Raw genomic sequence first — 22,005 nt, forward strand, 5'->3', positions numbered from 1 at the left:
GAACATTGGCGAACTTCACCGCTGCCGACGTCAAGCGGCTTCGGGAACTCACCGGTGCCGGCATGCTCGACTGCAAGAACGCGCTGGCCGAAAGCGACGGCGACTTCGACAAGGCCGTCGAGGCGCTCCGGATCAAGGGCGCCAAGGACGTCGGCAAGCGCGCCGAGCGGGCGACGGCCGAGGGTCTGGTCGCCACCCAGGGCGGCGCGCTCATCGAGTTGAACAGCGAGACCGACTTCGTGGCCAAGAACGCGGAGTTCCAGGCGCTGGCCGACCAGATCGTGGCCGCGGCCGTGTCGTCGAAGGCCGCCGACGTCGACGCGCTCAAGGCTTCTTCTATTGACCAAACCTCGGGTACCAAGACCGTCGAGCAGGCGATCGCCGAGCTGTCGGCCAAGATCGGCGAGAAGTTGGAGCTGCGCCGGGTCGCGAACTTCGACGGCACCGTCGAGGCGTACCTGCACCGGCGGGCGGCGGACCTGCCCCCGGCGGTGGGCGTGCTGGTCGAGTACCAGGGCTCCGACAAGGAGGCCGCGCACGCGGTCGCCCTGCAGATCGCCGCGCTCAAGGCCCGCTACCTGTCCCGCGACGACGTGCCCGAGGACGTGGTGGCCAGCGAGCGCCGCATCGCCGAGGAAACCGCCAAGGCGGAGGGCAAGCCGGAGCAGGCCCTGCCCAAGATCGTCGAGGGCCGGTTGAACGGCTTCTTCAAGGACGCCGTGCTGCTCGAGCAGCCGTCGGTGTCCGACAGCAAGAAGACGGTCAAGGCCCTGCTCGACGACGCCGGTGTGACGGTGACGCGGTTCGTGCGCTTCGAGGTGGGTCAGGCGTAGCCGGCGCGCGTGAGCGGCTAGCGTCACTGCTATGCGGCACGTGCACGCGTTCGGCGACGACGCCCTCGGCGATCTCGACGCGGTCGGGCTCGCCGAGGCCATCCGCTCCGGACGCGTCGGCAGGGCCGAGGCGGTCGAGGCGGCGATCGCCCGCACCGAAGCCGTCGACCCGGCCCTGAACGGGTTGGCGTACGCGGGTTTTCGGCAAGCGCGTGCGGCCGCCGAGCAGGCGGCCGACGGCTATTTTTCCGGCGTCCCGACGTTCATCAAGGACAACGTCGACGTCGCCGGGCAGCCCACGATGCACGGCACCGACGCGTGGACACGCCGCGACGCCGTCGCCGACAGCGTGTTCACGAAGCTGTACCTGGCCACCGGGATGACCTCGCTGGGCAAGACGCAGCTCTCGGAATTCGGTTTCAGCGCGTCGGCCGAACACCCGCGGCTGGGCCCGGTCCGCAACCCGTGGGACACCGAATACAGCGCCGGCGCATCCTCATCGGGGTCGGGCGCCTTCGTCGCCGCCGGTGTGGTGCCGATCGCGCACGCCAACGACGGCGGCGGCTCGATCCGCATCCCGGCGTCCTGCAACGGGCTCGTCGGCCTCAAACCGTCGCGCGGGCGGTTGCCCCTGGACGCGGTGCTGCGCCGGATGCCGGTCGGCGTCGTCGTCAACGGCGTGGTGACCCGTTCGGTGCGCGACACCGCGGCGTTCTACCGGGAGGCCGAGCGGATCTGGCGTAACCCCAAGCTGGCCCCGGTCGGGGACGTCACCGGGCCCGGCCGGCAGCGGCTGCGGATCGCGGTGTTGACCCGCTCGATCCAGCGCGAGTGCAGCCCCGCGGTGCGGGAGCTGACGCTGAAATCCGCGGGCCTGCTCGAAGAGCTGGGCCACCGCGTCGAACACGTCGACGAACCGCCGGTGGCGGCCAGTTTCGTCGACGACTTCGTGCTGTATTGGGGATTTTTGGCGCTGGCCCAGGTGCGCGGCGGACGGCACATGTTCGGCGAGACGTTCGACCGCGCCAAGCTCGACTGCCTGACGCTGGGCCTCATGCGACACACCGGCCGCCACCTGCACCGGCTCCCGGCGGCGATCATGCGCCTGCGCGGGGCGCGGCGGCGCACCGCGCGGTTCTACGGCACCTACGACGCGGTGCTCACGCCGACCCTGGCCGACGAGACGCCCCGCATCGGGTTCCTGGCGCCGACCGACTATCAGCAGGTCATCAACCGGCTGATCGAGTGGGTGTCGTTCACCCCGCTGCACAACGTGACCGGCGAACCGGCGATCTCGCTGCCGTTGGCCCAATCCGCCCACGGCATGCCGGTCGGCATGATGCTGTCGACCGGTATGGGGCAGGAGTCGCTGCTGCTCGAACTCGCCTACGAACTCGAAGAGGCCCGGCCGTGGGCGCGGATCCAGGCCGGGTGATCAGGCCTGCTCGTCGGACCCGAGTTTTTCGAGCATCCTTTTGAATTCGCGCTGCTGCGTCTCGGTGAGCTTGCTCAGGATCCGGGCGTCGGCGCCGCGCACCGCCGCTTCGGCGCGCTTGAGCAGGGCGCGGCCCGCGCCGGTCAGGTTGGCCGGCAGCGCCCGCCCCGACGACACCGACGAAGGCCGCTCCACCGCACCGACGTCCTCCAGCTTGCGCAGCACCGTGTTCATCGCCTGCGGGGTGACGCCCGCGTGGCGGGACAGCTCGGCGCTCGACATCCCCGGGTGCATCGAAAGGATGCGCAGGCAAACGAATTCGGGCAGGGCCAGGTCCAACGGACTCAGCACCGCGGCAACCTCCGGCCGCAACACCGTCCCCACCCGGTACAGCAGATAGCCAAGCGGGGCGTCGTCCTGATTCATGTCAACCATGTTGACATATGTCCGCCTGGTCACGGCGCACATTTCCCGGACCGCGATTGCCCGGCCCGCAACGGGGTAACCGACCGGCGGTAACAGGTTTCCCGCACCGCTTTTGGCGCACGAGGAGGTTCGATGCCGAAGACGACGAAAGGCGGAGCGCCCAAGAAGAGCGAACTGCCCAGCACTTTGCGGCGTTCCGACGCCAAAGCGCAACGCACGTTCGCGAAATCCCACGACGCGGCCGCCGACCAGTACGGCAGCGAGGAACGGGCCCACCGGGTGGCTTACGCCGCCGTCAAGCACAGTTTCGAAAAGGTCGGCGACCACTGGGAACCCAAGGAGAAGAAGGGGCCGTCCGACGAGCGCGCCGAGCGTGGCGGGCTGCGACCGTCCGGCGAGTCGGCCGAGGGCGTCGACGCCAACGCCAGCAAAAAGCATCTGCTCGACGTGGCGCGCCGGCTCGAAGTTCCGGGCCGATCGACGATGAACAAAGCGGAGTTGGTCGACGCGATCAAGAAGCACAATCGCCGCGTCCGCGGACGCTGAGCGGGAATCGCCAACTCCCCGCGGTCCTTTGCGTTCGCGTGCGCACCGCGGCGATGCGGCGCCGTTTGCCGCCCGAGTCCGCGGGTACGTGACTGCCCGTGGTCGCGAAGCGTTCGCGCACAGACGACACCAGGGAGCAGTGACATGAGCGAGCCGGATTCCGTCATCCACAATCTGCGCGACACGCTCAACAACGAGCCCGGTCTCGCGGATCGGCTCGAGCGGTCTTTGCAAAAGGCGCGCGGGCGGGCCGAATCCGAGCTGAACCCGGAGCTGTACGAGGCGCTCGAGTGGCCGCGCGACATCGGCGAGTACGAGGCCTACCTGAAGCGCTTCCTCCGATGGGTGCCCCACGAGTCGGACGCGGACGCCTGGAAGAACGAAAAGCGGCAGGCTCAAGAGGTCAGCGATCGCATGGCGCACTTCTACTTCCTGGTCGACCAGGGCGACGAGCCGGCCCAGGGCTCCGGTGTCTTTCGGGAATGGCTGACGGACTTCGCCCGGCAGTGGGGGAATTTCCTGGACACGCCGGAGTCGTTCAGCCCCGAAGCCCTGCAGTCGTTCATCGACAACGCGCCGGAGTACCGCATCCATGAGTCGCTGGTCGACGGCGTCCCGAACGCGCCCAGCGGATGGCTGACCGCCAACCAATTCATCGCGCGGGAAATCAACGGAGGGCTGCGCCCGATCGCCGAGCCGACCACCAACCTGGTGGTGACCTCACCGGCCGACTGCAAATACCAGCACGCCTACGACATCGCTGCCGACTCGAGCATCCCCGCCACCACCGTCAAGAACGAAAAGTACGGCAACATCAAGCAACTCATCGAAGGAAGCCAATACAGCGAGAGCTTCGCCCGCGGCACCTTCGTGCATTACATGCTGCCGGTGCATGCCTACCACCGCTATCACCTGCCCGTCGCGGGACTGGTCGAGGAGTCCTTCCGGATCAACGGGAAAGTCTTCATGCGGGTGGGCCTGGAAGAACACGAGTTCGCCTCCAGCGACAGCGCCAGCAGCGGGTACGAGTTCTCCCAGACCCGCGGCGTGGTCACCGTCGACACCTCGCAATCGGATTGCGGCGACATCGGCATCGTGGCGGTCATCCCGGTGGGCATGGCCCACGTGTCGTCGGTCGTCCTCACCGCGGTGCCCGGCAAACACATGGCCAAGGGGGAGGAGTTCGGGTACTTCCAGTTCGGCGGCTCGGACATCATCATCCTCTTCCAGGAGGGCGTCGATCCCCAGCTGGACACCAGTGAGGAGTTCCGGCTGGTCGGTTCGCCGGTGGCGCGCTGCGCCGCGCCGCGAAACCCGCAGTGAGGGTGATTATTACGCCGCCCAAGGGGTAAAAGCCCTGCCTGCGGGGGGCAAGGCGGCTTCTCCGACGGTGCGGATCGAGCCGTTCGAGGTCGCCTCGGTCGATCGTTTGTGGGGCTATCAGTCGGGGTAGTCAGCCGCAATGGCCGGTCTCCTGGGGCGACTGTGGCTCACGGCGTGGCACAAGGTGCTGTCCTCGCCCCTCCTCACGCTCAACGGCTACGTCGCCTTCGACTTGCCGCGCACCGTAACCGCGTTGGGCACATCGCTGCTCATGGGCCTGGTGGCGGTGCACGCCTACCTGGCGGCCACCCGGCCCGGCCTGCCGCTGTATTTCTGGGTGTATCTGGCCGCGCTGATCGCCGCCTGCCTGGCCGTCGCCGCCGCGATGGCGTTTGCCGCCAAACCCCTTGTGCCGCAAGCGGGCTGGTACGCCGGGAGCCTGGTGTGCGCGGCCTTCCTGGTGATCTATCTGGTCAGCCGGTTTGTCAGCCTGCCGGGTCTGGTGGCGGTGACCGGGCGGTGGGACCTGGCCCCGGGAACGTTTGCCATGGCGTTCGCCGGTGCCTTCATCGCCGTGCACACCACCGTCCTGTCCGGCATCAACGTGGCGTATCCGCAACGGCAGAACTGGCGCGACTGAACGGTGACGACATGACAGTGCTCGACTATCCGGCGTGGCTGCGCATCGACCACTGGCTCAATGTCCTTTTTCTGACGCTGGTGATCCGCAGCGGCATCGAGATCCTGTCCACGCACCCGAAGCTGTACTGGCACGACGACAGCAGGCCCGGCAGCGAGTGGGCGCGCTTCACGGTCAAGGAAATGCCGGTCAACAAGCTCTACGACACCCTCGACGAGGAGGAGGACTACAGCTCGCTGTTCTCGTTGCCCGGCCACAAGAAACTCGGCATGGGCCGCCACTGGCACTTCTTCTCGGTGATCGGCTGGATCCTCGTCGGCCTCTCGTATTACATCCTGCTGTTCGCCACCGGGCAGTGGCACCGGTACTGGCCGGCGTCGTGGTCGATCTTCGGTGAGGCGTGGAACGACGTCGTCACCTACATGAGTTTCAACCTGCCGCCGCTGCTGCCGGGCGAGCCACTGGATGCCATCCAGAAGCTGACCTACGCCGGGGTCATCTTCGTGCTGGCGCCGTTCCAGATCCTGACGGGCGCCGCGCAGTCACCGGCCATCGAGGCCGCGTTCCCCTGGTATGTGCGCATGTGGGGCGGCCGGCAATGGGCGCGCAGCCTGCACTTCCTCGGCCTGATCGCGTTTGTGGTGTTCATCGTCATCCACCTGTCGATGATCTTCTTCTGGAGTTGGGGCCAGCTCACCGCGTCGATGATCTTCGGTTCCGTGCGCAACATCGGTTGGGCCACCGCCCTGTCGCTGGTGATCATCGCGGCCATCGTCGCCGTCCACGTCGCGGCGACGGTGTGGAGCCTGCGCCGGCCCGTTCAGGTGCGCCGCGTGCTCGGCGCCGTGGTCACCCGCGCCCGCAAAATCCTGTTGCGGCCGCTGAATTCGAGGCAGAACTACCCCGAGCGGATGACGTCCAAGGAGCACCGGGTCAACGGCAAGCCGCCGACCAGCGCCGAGTACAAGGTGATGGCCGTGCACAACTTCGTCGATTGGCGCGTGCGGGTGGGGGGGCTGGTGGAAAACCCGGTGACGCTGGACCTCGACGCGCTGCGCGGCCTGGCCGAGCAGCAATCGCAACGCGTGATGCACAACTGCGTGCAGGGGTGGACCAGCATCGGCCAGTGGAGCGGAATTCCGCTGGCCCAACTCGCCGATCATGTGCGTCCGCTCCCGCAGGCGAAGTACATCTGCTTTTTGACCATGCAGGACACCGGCCGCGACGAGCCCAGCGCGGAGGGGGAGGGCCAGTTCTACGAGGTGATCGATCTCGAACTCGCCTACAAGCCACAGACGTTGCTGGCCTACGAGATGAACGGGAAGCCGCTGCCCATCAAGCACGGGGCGCCGCTGCGGCTGCGGGTGGAGACCCAGGTCGGTTTCAAGATGGCGAAGTGGATCAACCAGATCGAGTTCATCGACGACTACTCCGGCATCGGCCACGGCCTTGGGGGCTGGCGCGAGGACAACGTCCACTACGACAAGGACGTGGAGATCTGACATGCCCGACCCTTCGGCAACGCGTCCCGAGCTGATCGACCTGCAAAGCGTTGAGCGCGAACGAGTTTCAGAGCTGGTGGCCGTCAAGGGCGGACACTGTGCCGGCTGCGGCGGCAGGGACTTCGCCGTCGGGCACGCGCTGTATCTCGGGTTCTTGTTCCTCGACGAGGACGACGACGCCTTCATGGTGGCGTTGACGTGCCGCAACGACGACTGTCCGGCCCCGCGCACCGGAATCGTGTTGGCCGCCAACGAGTTTTTGTCCGACTACCGGGAGATCTCCGACGTCGAGGACATCGCGAGCCGCGCCAGGGCGAGACAGGCTAGCGCAACGTGGGGTGGCTCGGGGTATCGGTGAACCGCGGCCGGGCGAGATCGAACCTCTCGATCAACTCCGACACGGAACGCAGGTCGTCACATAGGGATTGGAACCGTCGTTCGGCGGGCTCGTCGAGCACGCCCAGGCAACTGTAGTGCACCAACCGGCGGAACCTCCCGGCGAGCGCTGCCCCCCAACGGATCCCGAAGTCGTAGGCCTGCCCTTCGGGAACGTCGTCGAGCCGCGCGAGCTCTTTGAGCGCCGCGATCTGCTCCTCGAGCAGCTCGAAGTCGTCATCGATGCCGATCGGCTCGGGCCGCCGCGCTGTGGTGCTCATCTGAACTCCCTCACAGGCGTGGCTTCGCCACGCTGATCACGTGGGGCTGGCCGCGCAGGGTCAGATACACCCGCTTGGGCCCGATCGCCATCCCGGACAGCGGCGCCGAAGCGACCGGGCCCGACGGCAATCCCGCCCGGTAGTCGAGGGTGCGGATCACCCGGATGGTCCCGTTCGGAAAGCCGGTGAAGCTCGCGGTTTCCAGCACCGTCACGTCGCGGTCGGTGGCCGCGTAGATGCGCGTGTCGTCGGTGCCCAGATAGCGAATCGGCGACGACAGCTCGGTTCGGGCCAGCACCTCGAGCCCGTCCCCGCCGCGACGCGAGTCGACCGCGTACAGCACCTTGTCGTCGCGCCCGGCCACATAGCTGCGGGTGACCTGGGTTCCGTCGCCCGCCCACACGGCGACGGCCATCGGAAGCGAGCCGCGTTCTTCGGGCGGCGACGTGGGCCCCTTGTAATAGCGGATGCCCGAGGCGCCGTAGAGGTGGTACTCGATTTGCCGCCCGCGGTTGGACCCGTCGATCGTGTCGGCCGGGTCCCCGGCGTAGGTGGCCGTCGGCAGCTTGCGGAACCCGTACTGGTCCACCGGCGTCACCGACGAACCGTCCGCGGCGAGCGCCAGCAACACCCGCATGCCGGCGTCCTCGGCGAGGTAGGAAGGCGCGGGGCCGGCGTCGATTTCGGCGACCGGCCGCAGGGTCGCGATGTCGACGACGGCGACCTTGCCGCGCTCCGGCTGCGGCACGAAGACGTGGCGGTCGTCCTTCTGGCTGATCTGCAGGTTGCGCCCGGACCCCATCGGGGCCGACAGCCGGGTATGGGCGGTGCCCGGCCCGGCGTAGCCGATCGCGGCCAGCCGGTGATCGTCGGTGAGGCCCAGCAACTCGTGGTCGTGATAGGACCAGACCGGGTCATGCAGGGCCGCGTCGATGGTCGCCACGCTGACCGCCGGCGCGCTCTCCAGCGAGGACCCGGGGGCCGAACATCCCGCTACCGCCACGACTCCGGAGGCCGCCGCGACCGACCATCGTCGCAACCTTCGCCGCTGACCGCTCCCGATGGCCACGATCGGTGCCATCCTTTCGCCGTTTCGCCCGTCCGGGCTGTACCCCGGCGGGCGGCCCGTTACACCTGCGAGAGGGCGCGACGGGATCGCCGCCTACAGAATCGGCCGCCCGCCCGTGACGGCCACCCGCGCCCCGGAGATGTAGCTCGCGTCGTCGGAGGCCAGCAGCACGTAGAGCGGGGCGAGTTCGGCGGGCTGGCCGGCACGCCCCAGCGGCACGTTGTCGCCGAAGGACTCCACGCTGTCCGGCGGCATCGTCGACGGGATCAGCGGCGTCCAAATCGGACCCGGCGCCACGCTGTTGACCCGAATCCCCTTCTCGCCCAACAGCTGAGCCAAGCTGGCGGAGAAATTGGCGATCGCCGCCTTGGTCGCGGCGTAGGGCGCCAGGGTCGGATTGGGGCTGTCGGAGTTCACCGACGAGCTGCCGATGATCGACGAGCCGGCGTTCAGGTAGGGCAGGGCCGCCTTGGCGAGGTAGAAATACGCGCCCACGTTGAGCCGGAAGGTGTAATCCCACTCCTCGTCGCTGATCTCGTCCAGGCTCTTGCGCATCATCTGATACGCGGCGTTGTTGACCAGGATGTCCACGCCGCCCAATTCCTGCACCGCCCGGTCCACGACGGCGCGGCAGTGGGCGGCGTCGGAGAGGTCACCGGGCACCAGCACGCACTTGCGTCCGGCGTTGGTGACGTAGCGGGCCACGTCGCGCGCGTCGTCGTCCTCGTTGAGGTACGCGATCAGCACGTCGGCGCCCTCGCGCGCGAAGGCGATCGCGACCGCACGCCCGATGCCGCTGTCGCCGCCGGTGATGATCGCCTTTTTGCCGAGGAGTTTTCCCGAGCCCTGGTAAGTGTTTTCACCACAATCGGGAATTGGATCCATCTGGGCCTGCACGCCCGGGACGGATTGTTGTTGCGCGGTAAAGCCCATCTTGATTTCCTTTGCCTCGCTCGAAAGTTGGCCATGTCATTGGAGAAGCCGGCCCGGGCAAACGCCGGCGCCGCTTCCCGCTTTACGATTCGCGACGGGTTGGGCCGGCGGCCGGAACGTCCGGATCGTCGTCGGCCGGCGGCTCCGGGTCCCGCCACTCCTCGCTACGGCTGGACCGATTGCCGCGGACCGTGCCCTCCAGTTCGTGCTTGAGCTCGTCGTCTTCCCGTGAGCTGTGCTTGGAGTTGCCACGTTGCACGCGATCGCCCCCTTCGCGGATGTCTCGGCCTGTGCTCAGAACGCCTTCGCGCACCGGTTACCCGGCGGCGCACGGCTTAATCGGGGCGCGCGGCGGGTGTTAGCGGTGATGCGGATGTTGTGTTCTGTTACCAAAGATGTCGTCGGCGAAAACACCCGCATTTCACCAGCTAATGGACCCGATTATTGGCGTGCGGCGCGGGTAGATGTTTAAAGCCGGAGCCGCATGGCTATTTCGCTGCGTATATCTGCATGCCCTTGACGGGGGGCGTTTGTGTGCGACGAAAGGAATGAAGAATGAAGGTCACCAAGACGGCCATTAAGACAGTTGCCGCCGCCGGGATTGCGGCCGCGGGCGTTTTCGCCGCGGCGCCGGCTTTGGCTTCGCCGCCGCCCAACATTCAGGGATTCGGCACCAGCGAACAGCTCGTGGACGGCGCCCTGATCACCAATTACACCGTGAGCAACCTGCAGCCGAGCAATGTCACCATCCCGGGCTACACGCCCAAGGGCACGCTCTACCAGGCGGACATCAGCGCCCGGTCGGAGGCCGGCCTCGTGACCCCGATGGTCAACGACTTCATCGCCCGCGGACCCAACGGTCAGAATTACCGGGTGATCGACAAGGTCGGGACCCCGAACGGGCTCAGCCCCGCGCCGATCCCGCAGGGCAGCGAGTCGACCGGCACGCTGTACTTCGACGTGACCGGCGCGCCCCCCAACGGCGTCGTCTACAACGACGGCATGCAAGACGTCCTGATCTGGACGTCGAACATGGAGGGCGGCTCCGCGTCCGGGACGATCAACAGCCCGGCGCCCGGCGCGCCGAACAGCCCGGCACCCGGTGCCCCGCCGGCGCCGGCGCCCAGCGCCTGATCCGGCCGGCAAAACTCCCCGCACCCCCGTGGTGCGGGGAGTTTTTGCGTCCCGACGAATCGGGCGCGGGTGAACCGGGTACCCGGCATTCATGAGTAATCCGGACCACAGGCCGGCGAGCGTGCGCAAACAAGCGCAACGCAACGCCGAGCGAACGCGAGCGGCGATGGACGAGCGGCGCAGCGAACACAGCGGCGGGCTGAGCGGCTGGGTCGCCGAGCGCGCCGGCCGCTGGGATCTGTCCGGCCAGGACGAGGCCGCCCTGCAGCGACAGAAGTATTTGTGGAATGTGCTGGTGGACTATTGGTTTCGGATGGAGATCGACGGCTGGGAGAACATTCCGGAAGCACCGCCGGCGCTGCTGGTCGGGATCCACTCCGGGGCCCCGTTCGTGTGGGACGCCTGGACGGTTGGTCTGCAATGGTGGCGACGGTTCGGCCAGGACCGGCCGCTGCACGGCACCGCCCATGACGCGTTGATGGCAATCCCGTTGTTCGGGCGCTACTTCCGGTCGATGGGGGTGCTCCCGGCCGCCCCGGACGCGATCGCCACCGCCCTGGCCGAAGGGCGTGACGTCGCGCTGTGGCCGGGTGGGGAAGTGGACTCGCTGCGCCCATGGACGGAGCGCGATCGGGCCAACCTCGCCGGGCGGACGGGCTTCGTCAAGATGGCGATCCGGGCCGGGGTGCCGATCGTGCCCATCGCCACCGTCGGCGGGGCCGACGCGATGCCCGTGCTGATCCGCGGCGACCGGCTGTCAAAAGCCTTGCAACTGGACCGGTTACTGCGGCTCAAGGTGTTCCCGCTGGCGATCTCGCTGCCGTGGGGGATCGCCCCGGCGGCGCTGCCCCAACTGCCGCTGCCGGCCAAGATCAGGACGCGCTTCATGCCCGCCGTGGAACTCGACCACGACCCCGCGCGGGCGGACGACGAGGAATACATCGACCGCAAATACCACGAAGTGCAGGATTCCATCCAGGAGGGCATGGACGCGCTGGCGCGCAAGCGCGCCTTCCCGTTCTTCGGGTGACGGCCGCGAAAACCGTTGCGGCCACGTCGATGAGGGCGTCGTGGATCAGGTTGCCCGCGTGGGTGTCAGCGCCGGATCGGCGAGCACCCACTCCGGTTGCGGGGGCGTGGGCGCCCGGTAACCGACCCCGCGGACGGTGCCGATCATGAATTCGTGCCGGGTGCCGAGCTTGGCGCGCAGTCGCCGGATGTGGACGTCGACCGTGCGGGCCCGGCTGTTGCTGTCATAGCCGCACGCCTCCCGCATCAATCGGGTGCGCGTGAAGGCCTGGCCGGCATGCAGCACAAGGAAACTCAGCAATCTGAACTCGGTCAGGGTCAGAGTCAGGTCGTGGCCGTCCAGCGACGCGGTGAAGCTCGCCGGGTGCAGGCGGAGGTCGCCGAACTTCAAGATGCCGTCGGCGGTGCCGCGGCGGCGGCCGACCGCCAGCCGCAACCGCGCCCGCAGCTCGTCCGCGCCGGTGCCGGGCAGCATCACGTCGTCGAAATTGCCATCGGTGTCGACCGCGGCGCAATCCGCCGGCCTCACCAGGGCCACCACCGCGGTAGCGGGGTTCTGCGCCGCCAGTCGGCGGCTAACCGCCTGGGCCGCAGGCATATTGCTGCGCGCGTCGACGATCGCCACGTCGGCGGTGGCGCAATGACCGTCGGTGTGGGCGGTCAGCGCCACGCGCGCCGGGAGCGCGAACGTGGTCAAATCCGGTAAGGCCGATTCGAAATCAGCCTCGTCGGTGAGCACCACAATGTCCATCGACCTGTCCAACGACATCTCCAACCTCGTGAGGTCCCTGCGTTCCCCCCGGTCCGTAGGCGCCTCGCGCGAGATGTCTGGCAGCGCTAGGGCTGTTTACCCACTCGGCCGAAAACTATGCAAAGCTATGCAAACTCAGGCCGGCGCGCTGGAGAAAGTCGATGGGCCCGGCCCATTTTCATGGACCGGACCCATCTTTCCCATCAAGCTACTGGTTGGACTTCTGGCGCTCCTCGGCCGCCTCGGCGCCGCCACGCGCGGCTTCCGCCTCGGCTTCCTTCTTCGCCGCGTCACGCTGCGCTTCGGCCTTGTCCTGCTGCGCCTGGCCCTCACGGGTCAGGTCATCGCGACCGGCCACCGCGCCTACGGCCTCCTTGGCCTTACCCTTGACGTCCTCGACGACGCCCTTCACCGCTTCAGCGGGTCCCGACTTGTTTTCTTCCGCCATGGATCCGTTCCTCCTCGTTGGCGTACTGTGAGCGATCCACGCTCAACGATCGCGAGCGATCGATCCGGTCATACGGCGAACCCGGTCCTCATTGCTCGAGACCGCATATGTCACCGCGTTGTAGCGGGTTCCCCTGCCGTCGGCGGCTCAAACGCAGCGCCGGGCGTCGGAACATTCGGTACCGGCAGGCTCGAAAATCGCTCCCGCACGCCAACTGTGCGCATAATGCACCCCACCGACGCCCCGTTGTGCTGCGATGAGGCAGGATGTGAAATGCCGTTCCGGATGAGATCGCCCGGGATGGCACTCTCATGCGAGGAGTCTGATGACGGAGTCCAGGGAGCCCCACGTCGCCGGCCCGGCGGCTCCGAGGCAGGAGCCCACGAACGGACTGGCTTCCGGCCAGGCGCTGACCCGGGCCAGGTATTCGCGAGTGCTACTCAAGCTCGGCGGCGAAATGTTCGGTGGCGGCCAGGTGGGCCTGGATCCCGACGTCGTGGCGCTGGTGGCGCAGCAGATCGCCGAGGTGGTCCGCGGCGGCGTCCAGGTCGCCGTCGTGATCGGCGGGGGCAACTTCTTCCGGGGGGCGCAGCTGCAGCAGCGCGGCATGGAACGCACCCGTTCGGACTACATGGGCATGCTGGGCACCGTCATGAACAGCCTCGCGCTGCAAGACTTTCTGGAGAAGGAAGGCATCGTCACCCGCGTCCAGACCGCGATCACCATGGGTCAGGTCGCCGAGCCCTACCTGCCACTGCGCGCCGTACGCCACCTGGAAAAGGGGCGCGTGGTGATCTTCGGTGCCGGCATGGGCCTGCCGTACTTCTCCACCGACACCACCGCCGCGCAGCGGGCGCTCGAGATCGGCGCCGAGGTGGTGTTGATGGCCAAGGCCGTCGATGGCGTCTTCTCCGCGGACCCGCGGCAGTATCCCGAGGCCGAGCTGATCACCGCGATCAGTCATCGCGAGGTCATCGACCGCGGGCTACGAGTGGCCGATGCCACCGCGTTCAGCCTGTGCATGGACAATGGCATGCCGATCCTGGTGTTCAACCTGCTGACCAATGGCAATATCGCCCGGGCGGTCGCTGGTGAGAAAATCGGGACTCTGGTCACCACCTGATGAGGAGCGGCGCAGATGATTGACGAGGCTCTCTTCGACGCTGAAGAGAAAATGGAGAAGGCCGTAGCGGTCGCCCGCGACGACTTGTCGACCATCCGGACCGGGCGCGCCAATCCCGGCATGTTCTCGCGGATCGTGATCGATTACTACGGCGCCGCCACCCCCATCACGCAGCTGGCGAGCATCAACGTCCCCGAGGCGCGCCTGGTGGTGATCAAGCCCTACGAGGCGAGCCAGGTGGGGGCGATCGAGACGGCGATCCGCAACTCCGACCTGGGCGTGAATCCCACCAACGACGGCACCCTGATCCGCGTGGCGGTCCCGCAGCTCACCGAGGAACGTCGCCGCGAGCTGGTCAAACAGGCCAAGAGCAAGGGGGAGGACGCCAAGGTCTCGGTGCGCAACATCCGCCGCAAGGCGATGGAGGAGCTGCACCGCATCCGCAAGGACGGCGAGGCCGGCGAGGACGAGGTCGCCCGGGCCGAAAAGGACCTGGACAAGACCACGCACCAGTACACCACCCAGATCGAAGAGTTGGTCAAGCACAAAGAAGGCGAGCTGCTGGAGGTCTAGCGACCACTCGGCAGCTAAGTTGACTCAGGCCCGTGGCTACCCCAGATCCCGGCGCAGGCACCCCGCCCGACGAGCCCGGCGCCGCAGCCCAGCCGGAGCCTGCGTTCACGGCGATGCCGCCGCCCGCGAAGAAGACCTCGCGGGCCGGCCGCGACCTGCGCGCCGCGATCGCGGTGGGCGCCGGTATCGGCGGCGCTTTGGTCGTCACGCTGGTGTTCGCCCCCCGCTTTTGGGTCCCGATCGTCGCGATGGCCATCCTGGTCGCCACCCACGAGGTGGTGCGGCGGCTGCGTGAAGCCGGATTCGTCATTCCGGTCATCCCGTTGCTGGCCGGCGGGCAGCTCACGGTGTGGCTGACCTGGCCGTTCCACGCCGCCGGCGCGCTGGCGGGCTTCGGCGTCACCGTGGTGGCGTGCCTGTTTTGGCGATTGTTCATGCAGGACAACCGCACACCGCCCGAACCCGCCGGTGGGTCCCCGTCGCCGTCCTACCTGCGCGACGCGTCCGCCACAATTTTCCTGGCCGCGTGGGTGCCGCTGTTCGCGTCCTTTGCCGCGTTGCTGGTGTATCCCGCCGACGGCGCGGGGCGGGTGTTCTGCCTGATGATCACGGTGGTCGCGTCGGACGTGGGCGGCTACGCCGTCGGCGTGTTGTTCGGCAAGCACCCGATGGTCCCGGCGATCAGCCCGAAGAAGTCCTGGGAGGGGCTCGCCGGTTCGCTCGTCCTGGGCATCACCGCGGCGACCCTGACCGCGACCTTCCTCGCCGGCAAACCGCCGTGGGTGGGCGCGCTGCTGGGTCTGGTGCTCGTTTTGACCTGCACGCTCGGCGATCTGGTGGAATCACAGATCAAGCGCGACCTCGGCATCAAGGACATGGGCCGGCTGCTGCCCGGCCACGGCGGACTGATGGACCGCCTCGACGGCGTCCTGCCGTCGGCGGTCGCGGCGTGGACGGTGCTGACGCTCGTTCCCTAGGTCGGCCCGACGTGACCGATACTGGACAGGTCATGGTCCAACAACTGGTGTTCTCCGAGCCGCGACCCGGCAAGCCGCCGCGGCATCTGGCCGATCTCGACGCGGACGGCCGCGCCGCCGCCGTCGCCGAGCTGGGGCTGCCGGCCTTTCGCGCCAAGCAGCTGGCGCATCAGTACTACGGGCGGCTGATCGCCGACCCGCGGCAGATGACCGACCTGCCGGCCGGGCTGCGCGACGCGATCGCCGACACGATGTTCCCGATCCTGCTCACCGCGGTCTCCGAGGTGGCCTGCGACGCCGGCGAGACGCGAAAGACGTTGTGGCGGGCCCTCGATGGGGTCACCGTGGAGTCGGTGTTGATGCGCTATCCGCAGCGCAACACGGTGTGCATCTCGTCGCAGGCCGGCTGCGGCATGGCGTGTCCGTTCTGTGCGACGGGCCAGGGCGGGTTGAGCCGCAACCTGTCGACGGCCGAGATCCTCGAGCAGGTGCGCGCCGCCGCCGCGGTGCTGCGCGACGACTTCGGCCCGCCCAGTCAGCGGCTGTCCAACGTGGTCTTCATGGGCATGGGGGAGCCGTTGGCCAACTACGCCCGGGTGGTCGCCGCGGTGCGGCGCATCATCGCCGCGCCGCCCCACGGGTTCGGCATTTCGGCCCGTTCGGTGACGGTGTCGACGGTCGGCCTGGCGCCCGCGATCCGCAAACTCGCCGACGAAGGGCTCGCGGTGACCCTGGCGCTGTCGCTGCACGCGCCCGACGACGAACTGCGCGACACGCTGGTGCCGGTCAACAACCGGTGGAAGATCGCCGAGGCGCTCGACGCCGCACGGTATTACGCCGACGTCACCGGCCGGCGGGTATCGGTGGAGTACGCGCTGATCCGTGACGTCAACGACCAGCCGTGGCGGGCGGACCTGTTGGGGCAGCGGCTGCATCGCGCGCTAGGGCCGTTGGTGCACGTCAACCTGATCCCGCTGAACCCGACGCCGGGCAGCGAGTGGGATGCGAGCCCGAAGGCGGTCGAGCGCGAGTTCGTGCGGCGGGTCCGCGCCAAGGGCGTGTCCTGCACGGTCCGCGACACCCGCGGCCGGGAGATCAGCGCCGCGTGCGGCCAGCTGGCCTTCGAGAACCGGTAGCTCGCTGGGGGCGGATGAACCGGACTACGGGCTGTCCCGTCGAGTAAGGCATGACTCCAGTAATGAGGTGTGCCATGAGGATTCGCTTGTCAGCCCTGAACAAAGCGTTTGCCGCGGCGCTGGTCGTCGCCGCGATGATGGTCGGCGTGGCCAGCGGACCACGCGCGCAGGCCGCCGACGACCGATTGCAGTTCACCGCGACGACCCTGAGCGGTGCACCCTTCAGTGGCGCCAGTTTGCAGGGCAAGCCGGCGGTGCTGTGGTTCTGGACGCCGTGGTGCCCGTACTGCAACGCAGAGGCCCCCGGCGTCAGCCAGGTCGCGGCCGCCAACCCCGGCGTCGCTTTCGTCGGCATCGCGGCGCACGCGGACGTGGGTGCGATGCAGGGCTTCGTCTCCAAGTACAACCTGAATTTCACCACCCTCAACGACACCGACGGCGCCATCTGGGCCCGCTACAACGTCCCCTGGCAGCCCGCCTACGTGTTCTACCGTGCGGACGGCAGCTCGACCTTCGTCAACAACCCGACCTCGGCGATGTCACAGCAGGAGCTCTCCGACCGGGTCTCCGCGCTGAGGTCCTGACCAAATGGACCAGGGTCTGGTCGGCCTGGCCTTCGCCGCCGGATTGGTGGCCGCGCTGAATCCGTGTGGGTTTGCCATGCTGCCCGCCTACCTGTTGCTGGTGGTGCGCGGCCGGCGACCCGACGAACGCTCCGGCGTGGCCGCCACCGGGCGGGCGCTGGCGGCCACCGTCGGGATGGCGCTGGGCTTCTTGACCGTGTTCGGCGTGTTCGGCGCGCTGACCGTGTCGGCGGCCACGACCGTGCAGCGCTACCTGCCGTACGCCACCGCGCTGGTCGGCGTGGTGTTGATCGTGCTCGGTGCCTGGCTGCTGTCGGGTCGGGAACTGTCGGCCCTGGCCTCGCGGCCGCTGGGGCCGAGGTGGGCCCCCACGGTGCGGCTGGGCTCCATGTACGGCTACGGCATCAGCTACGCGGTCGCCTCGCTGTCGTGCACCATCGGGCCGTTTCTGGCCGTCACCGCAGCCGGCCTGCGCGGGGGATCGATCGTCACCGGCGTGGCGATCTACCTCTCCTACAGCGCGGGGCTGACCCTGGTCGTCGGTGTGCTCGCCGTCGCCGCCGCGACGGCGAGCACCGCGATGGTGGACCGGCTGCGCCGAATCCTGCCGTTCGTCAACCGGATCGGTGGCGCGCTGCTGGTGCTGGTCGGGCTGTACGTCGCCTACTACGGCAGCTACGAGGTGCGCCTGTTCGGCGCAAACGCCAACCCGCGGGACGCGGTGATCACCGCGGTCGGTCGCCTGCAGGGTGCGACTGCCGGCTGGGTGCACCAGCACGGAATATGGCCGTGGCTGGTGGCCATGCTCGCGTTGGCGGTCGTCGTGATCGGCGGCGCCTGGCATCGCCGGGTGAAACGCCAGGGCAAACGGGGAGCGGCTACCTGATCCAGCCGCGCCGGCGGCCCCACAGGTCGCGGATCAGGACGACGAGGACCAGGGCCGCGAAGCCGATCAGGAACCAGTCCTCGATGTGGCCGACGTGGTTGCCGCGCAGCATCGCCAGCAAGAGCCCGAAGATGCACAGGCCGACGATGTGCCAGGTCCGGTGATTGATCCGGCTCCAACCCCACGCCGCCGACGGCACCTCGACGGAGTCGACGCCGGTGAAGTGTTCGACCTCGGTACTGGCCACGGCGAATCCCTTTCGGATCGGATCGGCTTGCTGAATCCAAATTCTGGCATAAGGCCGCGCCGCGGGCGCGGCCGCATCGTGGCCCCCGTCCGGGCCGGGCGGCACAATGAATGGGTGACCAACCCGACGACCGACGGGCAAACCCCGGGCCGCGTGCGCGTGCTGGTGCTGGGCAGCACCGGCTCCATCGGCACCCAGGCGCTGGACGTCATCGCGGCCAATCCGGACCGCTTCGAAGTGGTCGGCCTGGCCGCGGGTGGGGCGAACCTGGACACGCTGCTGCACCAGCGCGCCGCCACCGGTGTGACCAACATCGCGGTCGCCGACGAAGCGGCGGCGCGGCGGGCCGGCGACATCCCCTTTGCCGGGCCCGAGGCCGTCACCCGGCTGGTCCAGGAGACCGAGGCCGACGTCGTCCTCAACGCGCTGGTGGGGGCGCTGGGCCTGCGGCCCACCCTGGCCGCGCTGGAGTCGGGCGCCCGGCTGGCGCTGGCCAACAAGGAATCGCTGATCGCCGGCGGTCCGCTGGTGCTCAAGGCCGCCAAGCCCGGCCAGATCGTGCCGGTCGACTCCGAACATTCCGCGCTGGCCCAGTGCCTGCGCGGCGGGACTCCCGACGAAGTCGCCAAGCTGGTGCTGACCGCGTCCGGCGGCCCGTTCCGCGGCTGGACCGCCGCCCAGCTCGAGGACGTCACCCCCGAGCAGGCCGGCGCCCACCCGACGTGGTCGATGGGCCCGATGAACACGCTGAACTCGGCCTCGCTGGTCAACAAGGGGCTCGAGCTCATCGAGACCCACCTGCTGTTCGGCCTTCCCTATGACCGCATCGAGGTGGTCGTGCACCCCCAGTCGATTGTTCATTCGATGGTCACCTTCGTCGACGGCTCGACCCTCGCCCAGGCCAGCCCGCCGGACATGAGGCTGCCGATCGCGCTGGCCCTGGGCTGGCCGCGCCGGGTGCCCGGCGCGGCCGCCTCCTGCGACTTCAGCACGGCGTCTAGCTGGGAATTCGAGCCCCTGGACAACGGCGTCTTCCCCGCCGTCGAGTTGGCCCGGCACGCCGGGCAGACCGGCGGCTGCATGACCGCGGTCTACAACGCCGCCAACGAGGAGGCGGCGCAGGCGTTCCTGGCGGGCCGCATCGGGTTCGGTGCCATCGTCAAAACCATCGCCGACGTGCTGCACGCCGCCGACCAATGGGCCGTCTCACCCGCTAACGTGGATGAGGTACTCGACGCGCAGCGCTGGGCACGGGAGCGGGCCCAGCGTGTCGTCGCACAGGCGCAGCCCGCCAACTTATCGGTCAAAGCCTCCGGAGCGGTGTGAGAAAGGTCCTCGCAGCCTAATGATGTTCGTCATCGGCATTGTGCTGTTCGCACTGGCCATCCTGATCTCGGTGGCCCTGCACGAGTGCGGCCATATGTGGGTTGCGCGCGCCACCGGCATGAAGGTGCGGCGCTACTTCGTCGGCTTCGGCCCCACGCTGTGGTCGACCCGCCGCGGCGAGACCGAGTACGGCCTCAAGGCCGTGCCGCTGGGCGGATTCTGCGACATCGCCGGCATGACCTCGGTGGAGGAGCTGGCGCCCGACGAGACCGACCGCGCCATGTTCAAGCAGGCGGTCTGGAAGCGCGTCGCGGTGCTGTTCGCCGGGCCCGCCGCGAACTTCGTCATCTGCCTGGTGCTGCTCTACGGCATCGCGCTGGTGTGGGGCCTGCCCGACCTGCACCCGCCCACCAAGGCGGTGGTCGGCGAAACCGCTTGTGTGGCACCGGAAGTGGCGCCCGGCAAGATCGCGGACTGCACCGGGCCCGGGCCGGCGGCACTCGCCGGAATCCGTCCCGGCGACGTCATCGTCAAGGTGGGCGACACCCCGGTGTCGACCTTCGAGGAGATGGCCGCGGCCATCCGCAAGGTGCACGGCAACACCCCGATCGTCGCCGAGCGGGACGGCACCGCCATCACCACCTACGTCAACGTCACGCCCACGCAGCGCTACCTGACCACCGGGCCCGACGGGCAGGGCGCTCAACCGCAAGCCTCGACGGTCGGCGCCATCGGCGTCGGCGCCGTCCGGACCGGCCCGACGCACTACGGGGTGCTCTCGGCGATCCCGGGCAGTCTGGCGTTCGCCGGGGACCTGACCGTCGAGGTGGGCAAGGCGCTCGTCACAATTCCCACCAAGGTCGGTGCGCTGGTGCACGCCATCGGCGGCGGCCAGCGCGACCCGCAGACGCCGATGAGCGTGGTCGGAGCCAGCATCATCGGCGGCGACACCGTCGACCACGGACTGTGGGTGGCGTTCTGGTTCTTCCTGGCCCAGCTGAACCTCATCCTGGGCGCGATCAACCTGGTGCCGCTGCTGCCCTTCGACGGCGGGCACATCGGGATCGCGATGTTCGAAAAGGTCCGCAACCTGATCCGCTCGGCCCGGGGCATGGTCGCGGCCGCGCCGGTGAACTACCTCAAACTCATGCCGGCGACGTACGTCGTGCTGGTGTTCGTGGTCGGCTACATGCTGCTGACCGTGACCGCCGATCTGGTCAACCCGATCAGGCTGTTTCAGTAGGAGAACTCATGTCCGTTGGCCTGGGCATGCCGGACGCCCCGGCGCCCACGCTCGCACCCCGGCGCAAAACGCGCCAATTGATGGTGCGCGACGTCGGGGTCGGCAGCGACCACCCGATCTCGGTGCAGTCGATGTGCACCACCAAGACCCACGACGTCAACACCACGCTGCAGCAGATCGCCGAGCTGACCGCGGCCGGCTGCGACATCGTCCGCGTGGCCTGCCCGCGTCAGGAGGACGCCGACGCGCTGGCCGAGATCGCCCGGCACAGCCAGATCCCGGTGATCGCCGACATCCACTTCCAGCCGAAGTACATCTTCGCCGCGATCGACGCGGGATGCGCCGCGGTGCGAGTGAACCCGGGCAACATCAAGGAATTCGACGGCCGCGTCGGCGAGGTCGCCAAGGCCGCCGGCGCCGCCGGCATCCCCATCCGCATCGGGGTCAACGCGGGCTCGCTGGACAAGCGGTTCCTGCAGAAGTACGGCAAGGCCACCCCCGAGGCGCTGGTCGAGTCCGCGCTCTGGGAGGCCTCGCTGTTCGAGGAACACGGCTTCGGCGACATCAAGATCAGCGTCAAGCACAACGACCCGGTGGTGATGGTCGCCGCGTACGAGCAACTGGCCGAGCGGTGCGACTATCCGCTGCACCTCGGCGTCACCGAGGCCGGCCCCGCGTTCCAGGGCACCATCAAGTCCGCGGTCGCGTTCGGCGCGCTGCTGTCGCGCGGGATCGGCGACACCATCCGGGTGTCGCTGTCGGCGCCGCCGGTCGAAGAGGTCAAGGTCGGCATCCAGATCCTCGAGTCGCTGAACCTGCGCCCGCGCGGGCTCGAGATCGTGTCCTGCCCGTCGTGCGGCCGCGCGCAGGTCGACGTCTACACCCTGGCCAACGCCGTCTCGGCGGGCCTCGACGGCCTCGACGTCCCGCTGCGCGTCGCCGTGATGGGCTGCGTGGTCAACGGTCCGGGCGAGGCCCGCGAGGCCGACCTCGGCGTCGCATCGGGAAATGGCAAGGGGCAGATCTTCGTTCGCGGCGAGGTGATCAAGACCGTGCCCGAGGCGCAGATCGTCGAGACCTTGATCGAAGAGGCGATGCGGCTCGCCGCCGAGATGGGCGGCGATCACGGACCGGACACAACATCGAGCGGTTCGCCGGTTGTGACCGTAAGCTGATAAACGCCAG

General features: G+C 68.5%; 26 protein-coding genes. 18 read left to right on the forward strand and 8 right to left on the reverse strand.

Annotated elements, in window-relative coordinates; all coding sequences use genetic code 11:
- Positions 1-5: 5 nt before the first annotated feature.
- Together tsf and QGN31_RS07695 are read left to right on the forward strand one after the other, a co-directional pair.
- Entirely contained in the window at positions 6-833 is an 828-nt protein-coding gene (tsf, locus tag QGN31_RS07690) for a translation elongation factor Ts (RefSeq protein WP_008258809.1), read from the forward strand.
- Between the two features lie 31 nt (positions 834-864).
- The gene (locus tag QGN31_RS07695; protein WP_014382957.1) at positions 865-2,268 is read left to right on the forward strand and encodes an amidase; all 1,404 of its coding nucleotides are present in this window, start codon (positions 865-867) and stop codon (positions 2,266-2,268) included.
- On the opposite strand, the gene QGN31_RS07700 is transcribed toward QGN31_RS07695, so the two are convergent.
- On the reverse strand, positions 2,269-2,694 hold the full coding sequence (locus QGN31_RS07700; protein ID WP_008258807.1) for a MarR family winged helix-turn-helix transcriptional regulator: 426 nt from the start codon (positions 2,692-2,694) through the stop codon (positions 2,269-2,271).
- Positions 2,695-2,826: 132 nt separating this feature from the next.
- On the opposite strand from QGN31_RS07700, the gene QGN31_RS07705 reads away from it, so the two are divergent.
- The 5 genes from QGN31_RS07705 (at position 2,827) to QGN31_RS07725 (ending at position 7,063) form a co-directional block, all read left to right on the forward strand.
- A complete protein-coding gene (locus QGN31_RS07705; protein WP_014385455.1) occupies positions 2,827-3,240 on the forward strand; it encodes a ChaB family protein in 414 nt (137 codons plus the stop codon).
- 144 nt (positions 3,241-3,384) lie between these two features.
- Entirely contained in the window at positions 3,385-4,563 is a 1,179-nt protein-coding gene (locus QGN31_RS07710; protein ID WP_014385454.1) for a phosphatidylserine decarboxylase, read from the forward strand.
- A 139-nt stretch (positions 4,564-4,702) separates the two neighbouring features.
- Positions 4,703-5,203: a hypothetical protein gene (locus QGN31_RS07715; RefSeq protein ID WP_014385453.1), complete on the forward strand. Its 501-nt coding sequence runs from the start codon at positions 4,703-4,705 to the stop codon at positions 5,201-5,203.
- 11 nt (positions 5,204-5,214) lie between these two features.
- Positions 5,215-6,705: a molybdopterin-dependent oxidoreductase gene (locus QGN31_RS07720; RefSeq protein ID WP_041785124.1), complete on the forward strand. Its 1,491-nt coding sequence runs from the start codon at positions 5,215-5,217 to the stop codon at positions 6,703-6,705.
- Between the two features lies 1 nt (position 6,706).
- A complete protein-coding gene (locus QGN31_RS07725) occupies positions 6,707-7,063 on the forward strand; it encodes a hypothetical protein (protein WP_009952693.1) in 357 nt (118 codons plus the stop codon).
- Here the strand turns inward: QGN31_RS07725 and QGN31_RS07730 are convergent.
- From QGN31_RS07730 to QGN31_RS07745, 4 genes are all read right to left on the reverse strand, one after another.
- The gene (locus QGN31_RS07730) at positions 7,029-7,361 is read right to left on the reverse strand and encodes a hypothetical protein (RefSeq protein WP_014385451.1); all 333 of its coding nucleotides are present in this window, start codon (positions 7,359-7,361) and stop codon (positions 7,029-7,031) included. The genes QGN31_RS07725 and QGN31_RS07730 overlap by 35 nt on opposite strands.
- A gap of 10 nt (positions 7,362-7,371) precedes the next feature.
- Positions 7,372-8,442, reverse strand: a complete 1,071-nt coding sequence (locus tag QGN31_RS07735) for a hypothetical protein (protein ID WP_014942632.1) — start codon at positions 8,440-8,442, stop codon at positions 7,372-7,374.
- Positions 8,443-8,523: 81 nt separating this feature from the next.
- Positions 8,524-9,363, reverse strand: coding sequence for an SDR family oxidoreductase (locus QGN31_RS07740; RefSeq protein WP_008258798.1), 840 nt, complete (start codon positions 9,361-9,363; stop codon positions 8,524-8,526).
- Between the two features lie 82 nt (positions 9,364-9,445).
- Positions 9,446-9,622, reverse strand: coding sequence for a hypothetical protein (locus QGN31_RS07745; RefSeq protein ID WP_167324040.1), 177 nt, complete (start codon positions 9,620-9,622; stop codon positions 9,446-9,448).
- A gap of 296 nt (positions 9,623-9,918) precedes the next feature.
- Here QGN31_RS07745 and QGN31_RS07750 point away from each other — a divergent pair, with 296 nt between their 5' ends.
- On the forward strand, positions 9,919-10,497 hold the full coding sequence (locus tag QGN31_RS07750) for an MPT63 family protein (RefSeq protein ID WP_008258797.1): 579 nt from the start codon (positions 9,919-9,921) through the stop codon (positions 10,495-10,497).
- A 91-nt stretch (positions 10,498-10,588) separates the two neighbouring features.
- Positions 10,589-11,527: a lysophospholipid acyltransferase family protein gene (locus QGN31_RS07755; protein ID WP_020188526.1), complete on the forward strand. Its 939-nt coding sequence runs from the start codon at positions 10,589-10,591 to the stop codon at positions 11,525-11,527.
- Positions 11,528-11,572: 45 nt separating this feature from the next.
- On the opposite strand, the gene QGN31_RS07760 is transcribed toward QGN31_RS07755, so the two are convergent.
- Complete coding sequence (locus tag QGN31_RS07760; protein WP_008258794.1) at positions 11,573-12,295, reverse strand: winged helix-turn-helix transcriptional regulator; 723 nt, start codon at positions 12,293-12,295, stop codon at positions 11,573-11,575.
- A 190-nt stretch (positions 12,296-12,485) separates the two neighbouring features.
- Positions 12,486-12,725 carry a microaggregate-binding protein 1 gene (gene mbp1, locus QGN31_RS07765; protein ID WP_008258793.1) on the reverse strand — a complete coding sequence of 80 codons (240 nt, stop codon included), beginning with the start codon at positions 12,723-12,725 and terminating at the stop codon, positions 12,486-12,488.
- Between the two features lie 325 nt (positions 12,726-13,050).
- On the opposite strand from mbp1, the gene pyrH reads away from it, so the two are divergent.
- From pyrH to QGN31_RS07795, 6 genes are all read left to right on the forward strand, one after another.
- Positions 13,051-13,848, forward strand: coding sequence for a UMP kinase (gene pyrH / locus QGN31_RS07770; RefSeq protein WP_014712070.1), 798 nt, complete (start codon positions 13,051-13,053; stop codon positions 13,846-13,848).
- A 15-nt stretch (positions 13,849-13,863) separates the two neighbouring features.
- On the forward strand, positions 13,864-14,421 hold the full coding sequence (frr, locus tag QGN31_RS07775; RefSeq protein ID WP_014385446.1) for a ribosome recycling factor: 558 nt from the start codon (positions 13,864-13,866) through the stop codon (positions 14,419-14,421).
- A gap of 32 nt (positions 14,422-14,453) precedes the next feature.
- Positions 14,454-15,398, forward strand: coding sequence for a phosphatidate cytidylyltransferase (locus QGN31_RS07780; protein WP_036429090.1), 945 nt, complete (start codon positions 14,454-14,456; stop codon positions 15,396-15,398).
- Between the two features lie 32 nt (positions 15,399-15,430).
- The gene (rlmN, locus tag QGN31_RS07785) at positions 15,431-16,534 is read left to right on the forward strand and encodes a 23S rRNA (adenine(2503)-C(2))-methyltransferase RlmN (RefSeq protein ID WP_008258789.1); all 1,104 of its coding nucleotides are present in this window, start codon (positions 15,431-15,433) and stop codon (positions 16,532-16,534) included.
- 74 nt (positions 16,535-16,608) lie between these two features.
- Positions 16,609-17,118, forward strand: coding sequence for a protein disulfide oxidoreductase (locus tag QGN31_RS07790; protein WP_043955195.1), 510 nt, complete (start codon positions 16,609-16,611; stop codon positions 17,116-17,118).
- A 4-nt stretch (positions 17,119-17,122) separates the two neighbouring features.
- Entirely contained in the window at positions 17,123-18,004 is an 882-nt protein-coding gene (locus QGN31_RS07795) for a cytochrome c biogenesis CcdA family protein (RefSeq protein ID WP_014942629.1), read from the forward strand.
- On the opposite strand, the gene QGN31_RS07800 is transcribed toward QGN31_RS07795, so the two are convergent.
- Positions 17,997-18,251: a DUF2631 domain-containing protein gene (locus QGN31_RS07800; RefSeq protein ID WP_036390065.1), complete on the reverse strand. Its 255-nt coding sequence runs from the start codon at positions 18,249-18,251 to the stop codon at positions 17,997-17,999. The genes QGN31_RS07795 and QGN31_RS07800 overlap by 8 nt on opposite strands.
- A gap of 114 nt (positions 18,252-18,365) precedes the next feature.
- On the opposite strand from QGN31_RS07800, the gene dxr reads away from it, so the two are divergent.
- From dxr to ispG, 3 genes are read left to right on the forward strand one after another with little or no spacing between them, the layout of a single operon-like run.
- Positions 18,366-19,577, forward strand: coding sequence for a 1-deoxy-D-xylulose-5-phosphate reductoisomerase (gene dxr / locus QGN31_RS07805; protein ID WP_014942628.1), 1,212 nt, complete (start codon positions 18,366-18,368; stop codon positions 19,575-19,577).
- 19 nt (positions 19,578-19,596) lie between these two features.
- Positions 19,597-20,820, forward strand: coding sequence for a M50 family metallopeptidase (locus QGN31_RS07810; RefSeq protein WP_008258786.1), 1,224 nt, complete (start codon positions 19,597-19,599; stop codon positions 20,818-20,820).
- Positions 20,821-20,828: 8 nt separating this feature from the next.
- Positions 20,829-21,995, forward strand: a complete 1,167-nt coding sequence (gene ispG, locus QGN31_RS07815; RefSeq protein ID WP_014385441.1) for a flavodoxin-dependent (E)-4-hydroxy-3-methylbut-2-enyl-diphosphate synthase — start codon at positions 20,829-20,831, stop codon at positions 21,993-21,995.
- Positions 21,996-22,005: the final 10 nt, after the last annotated feature.

The organism is Mycobacterium sp. 2-64, assembly GCF_035918375.1.
GTDB lineage: Bacteria > Actinomycetota > Actinomycetes > Mycobacteriales > Mycobacteriaceae > Mycobacterium > Mycobacterium intracellulare.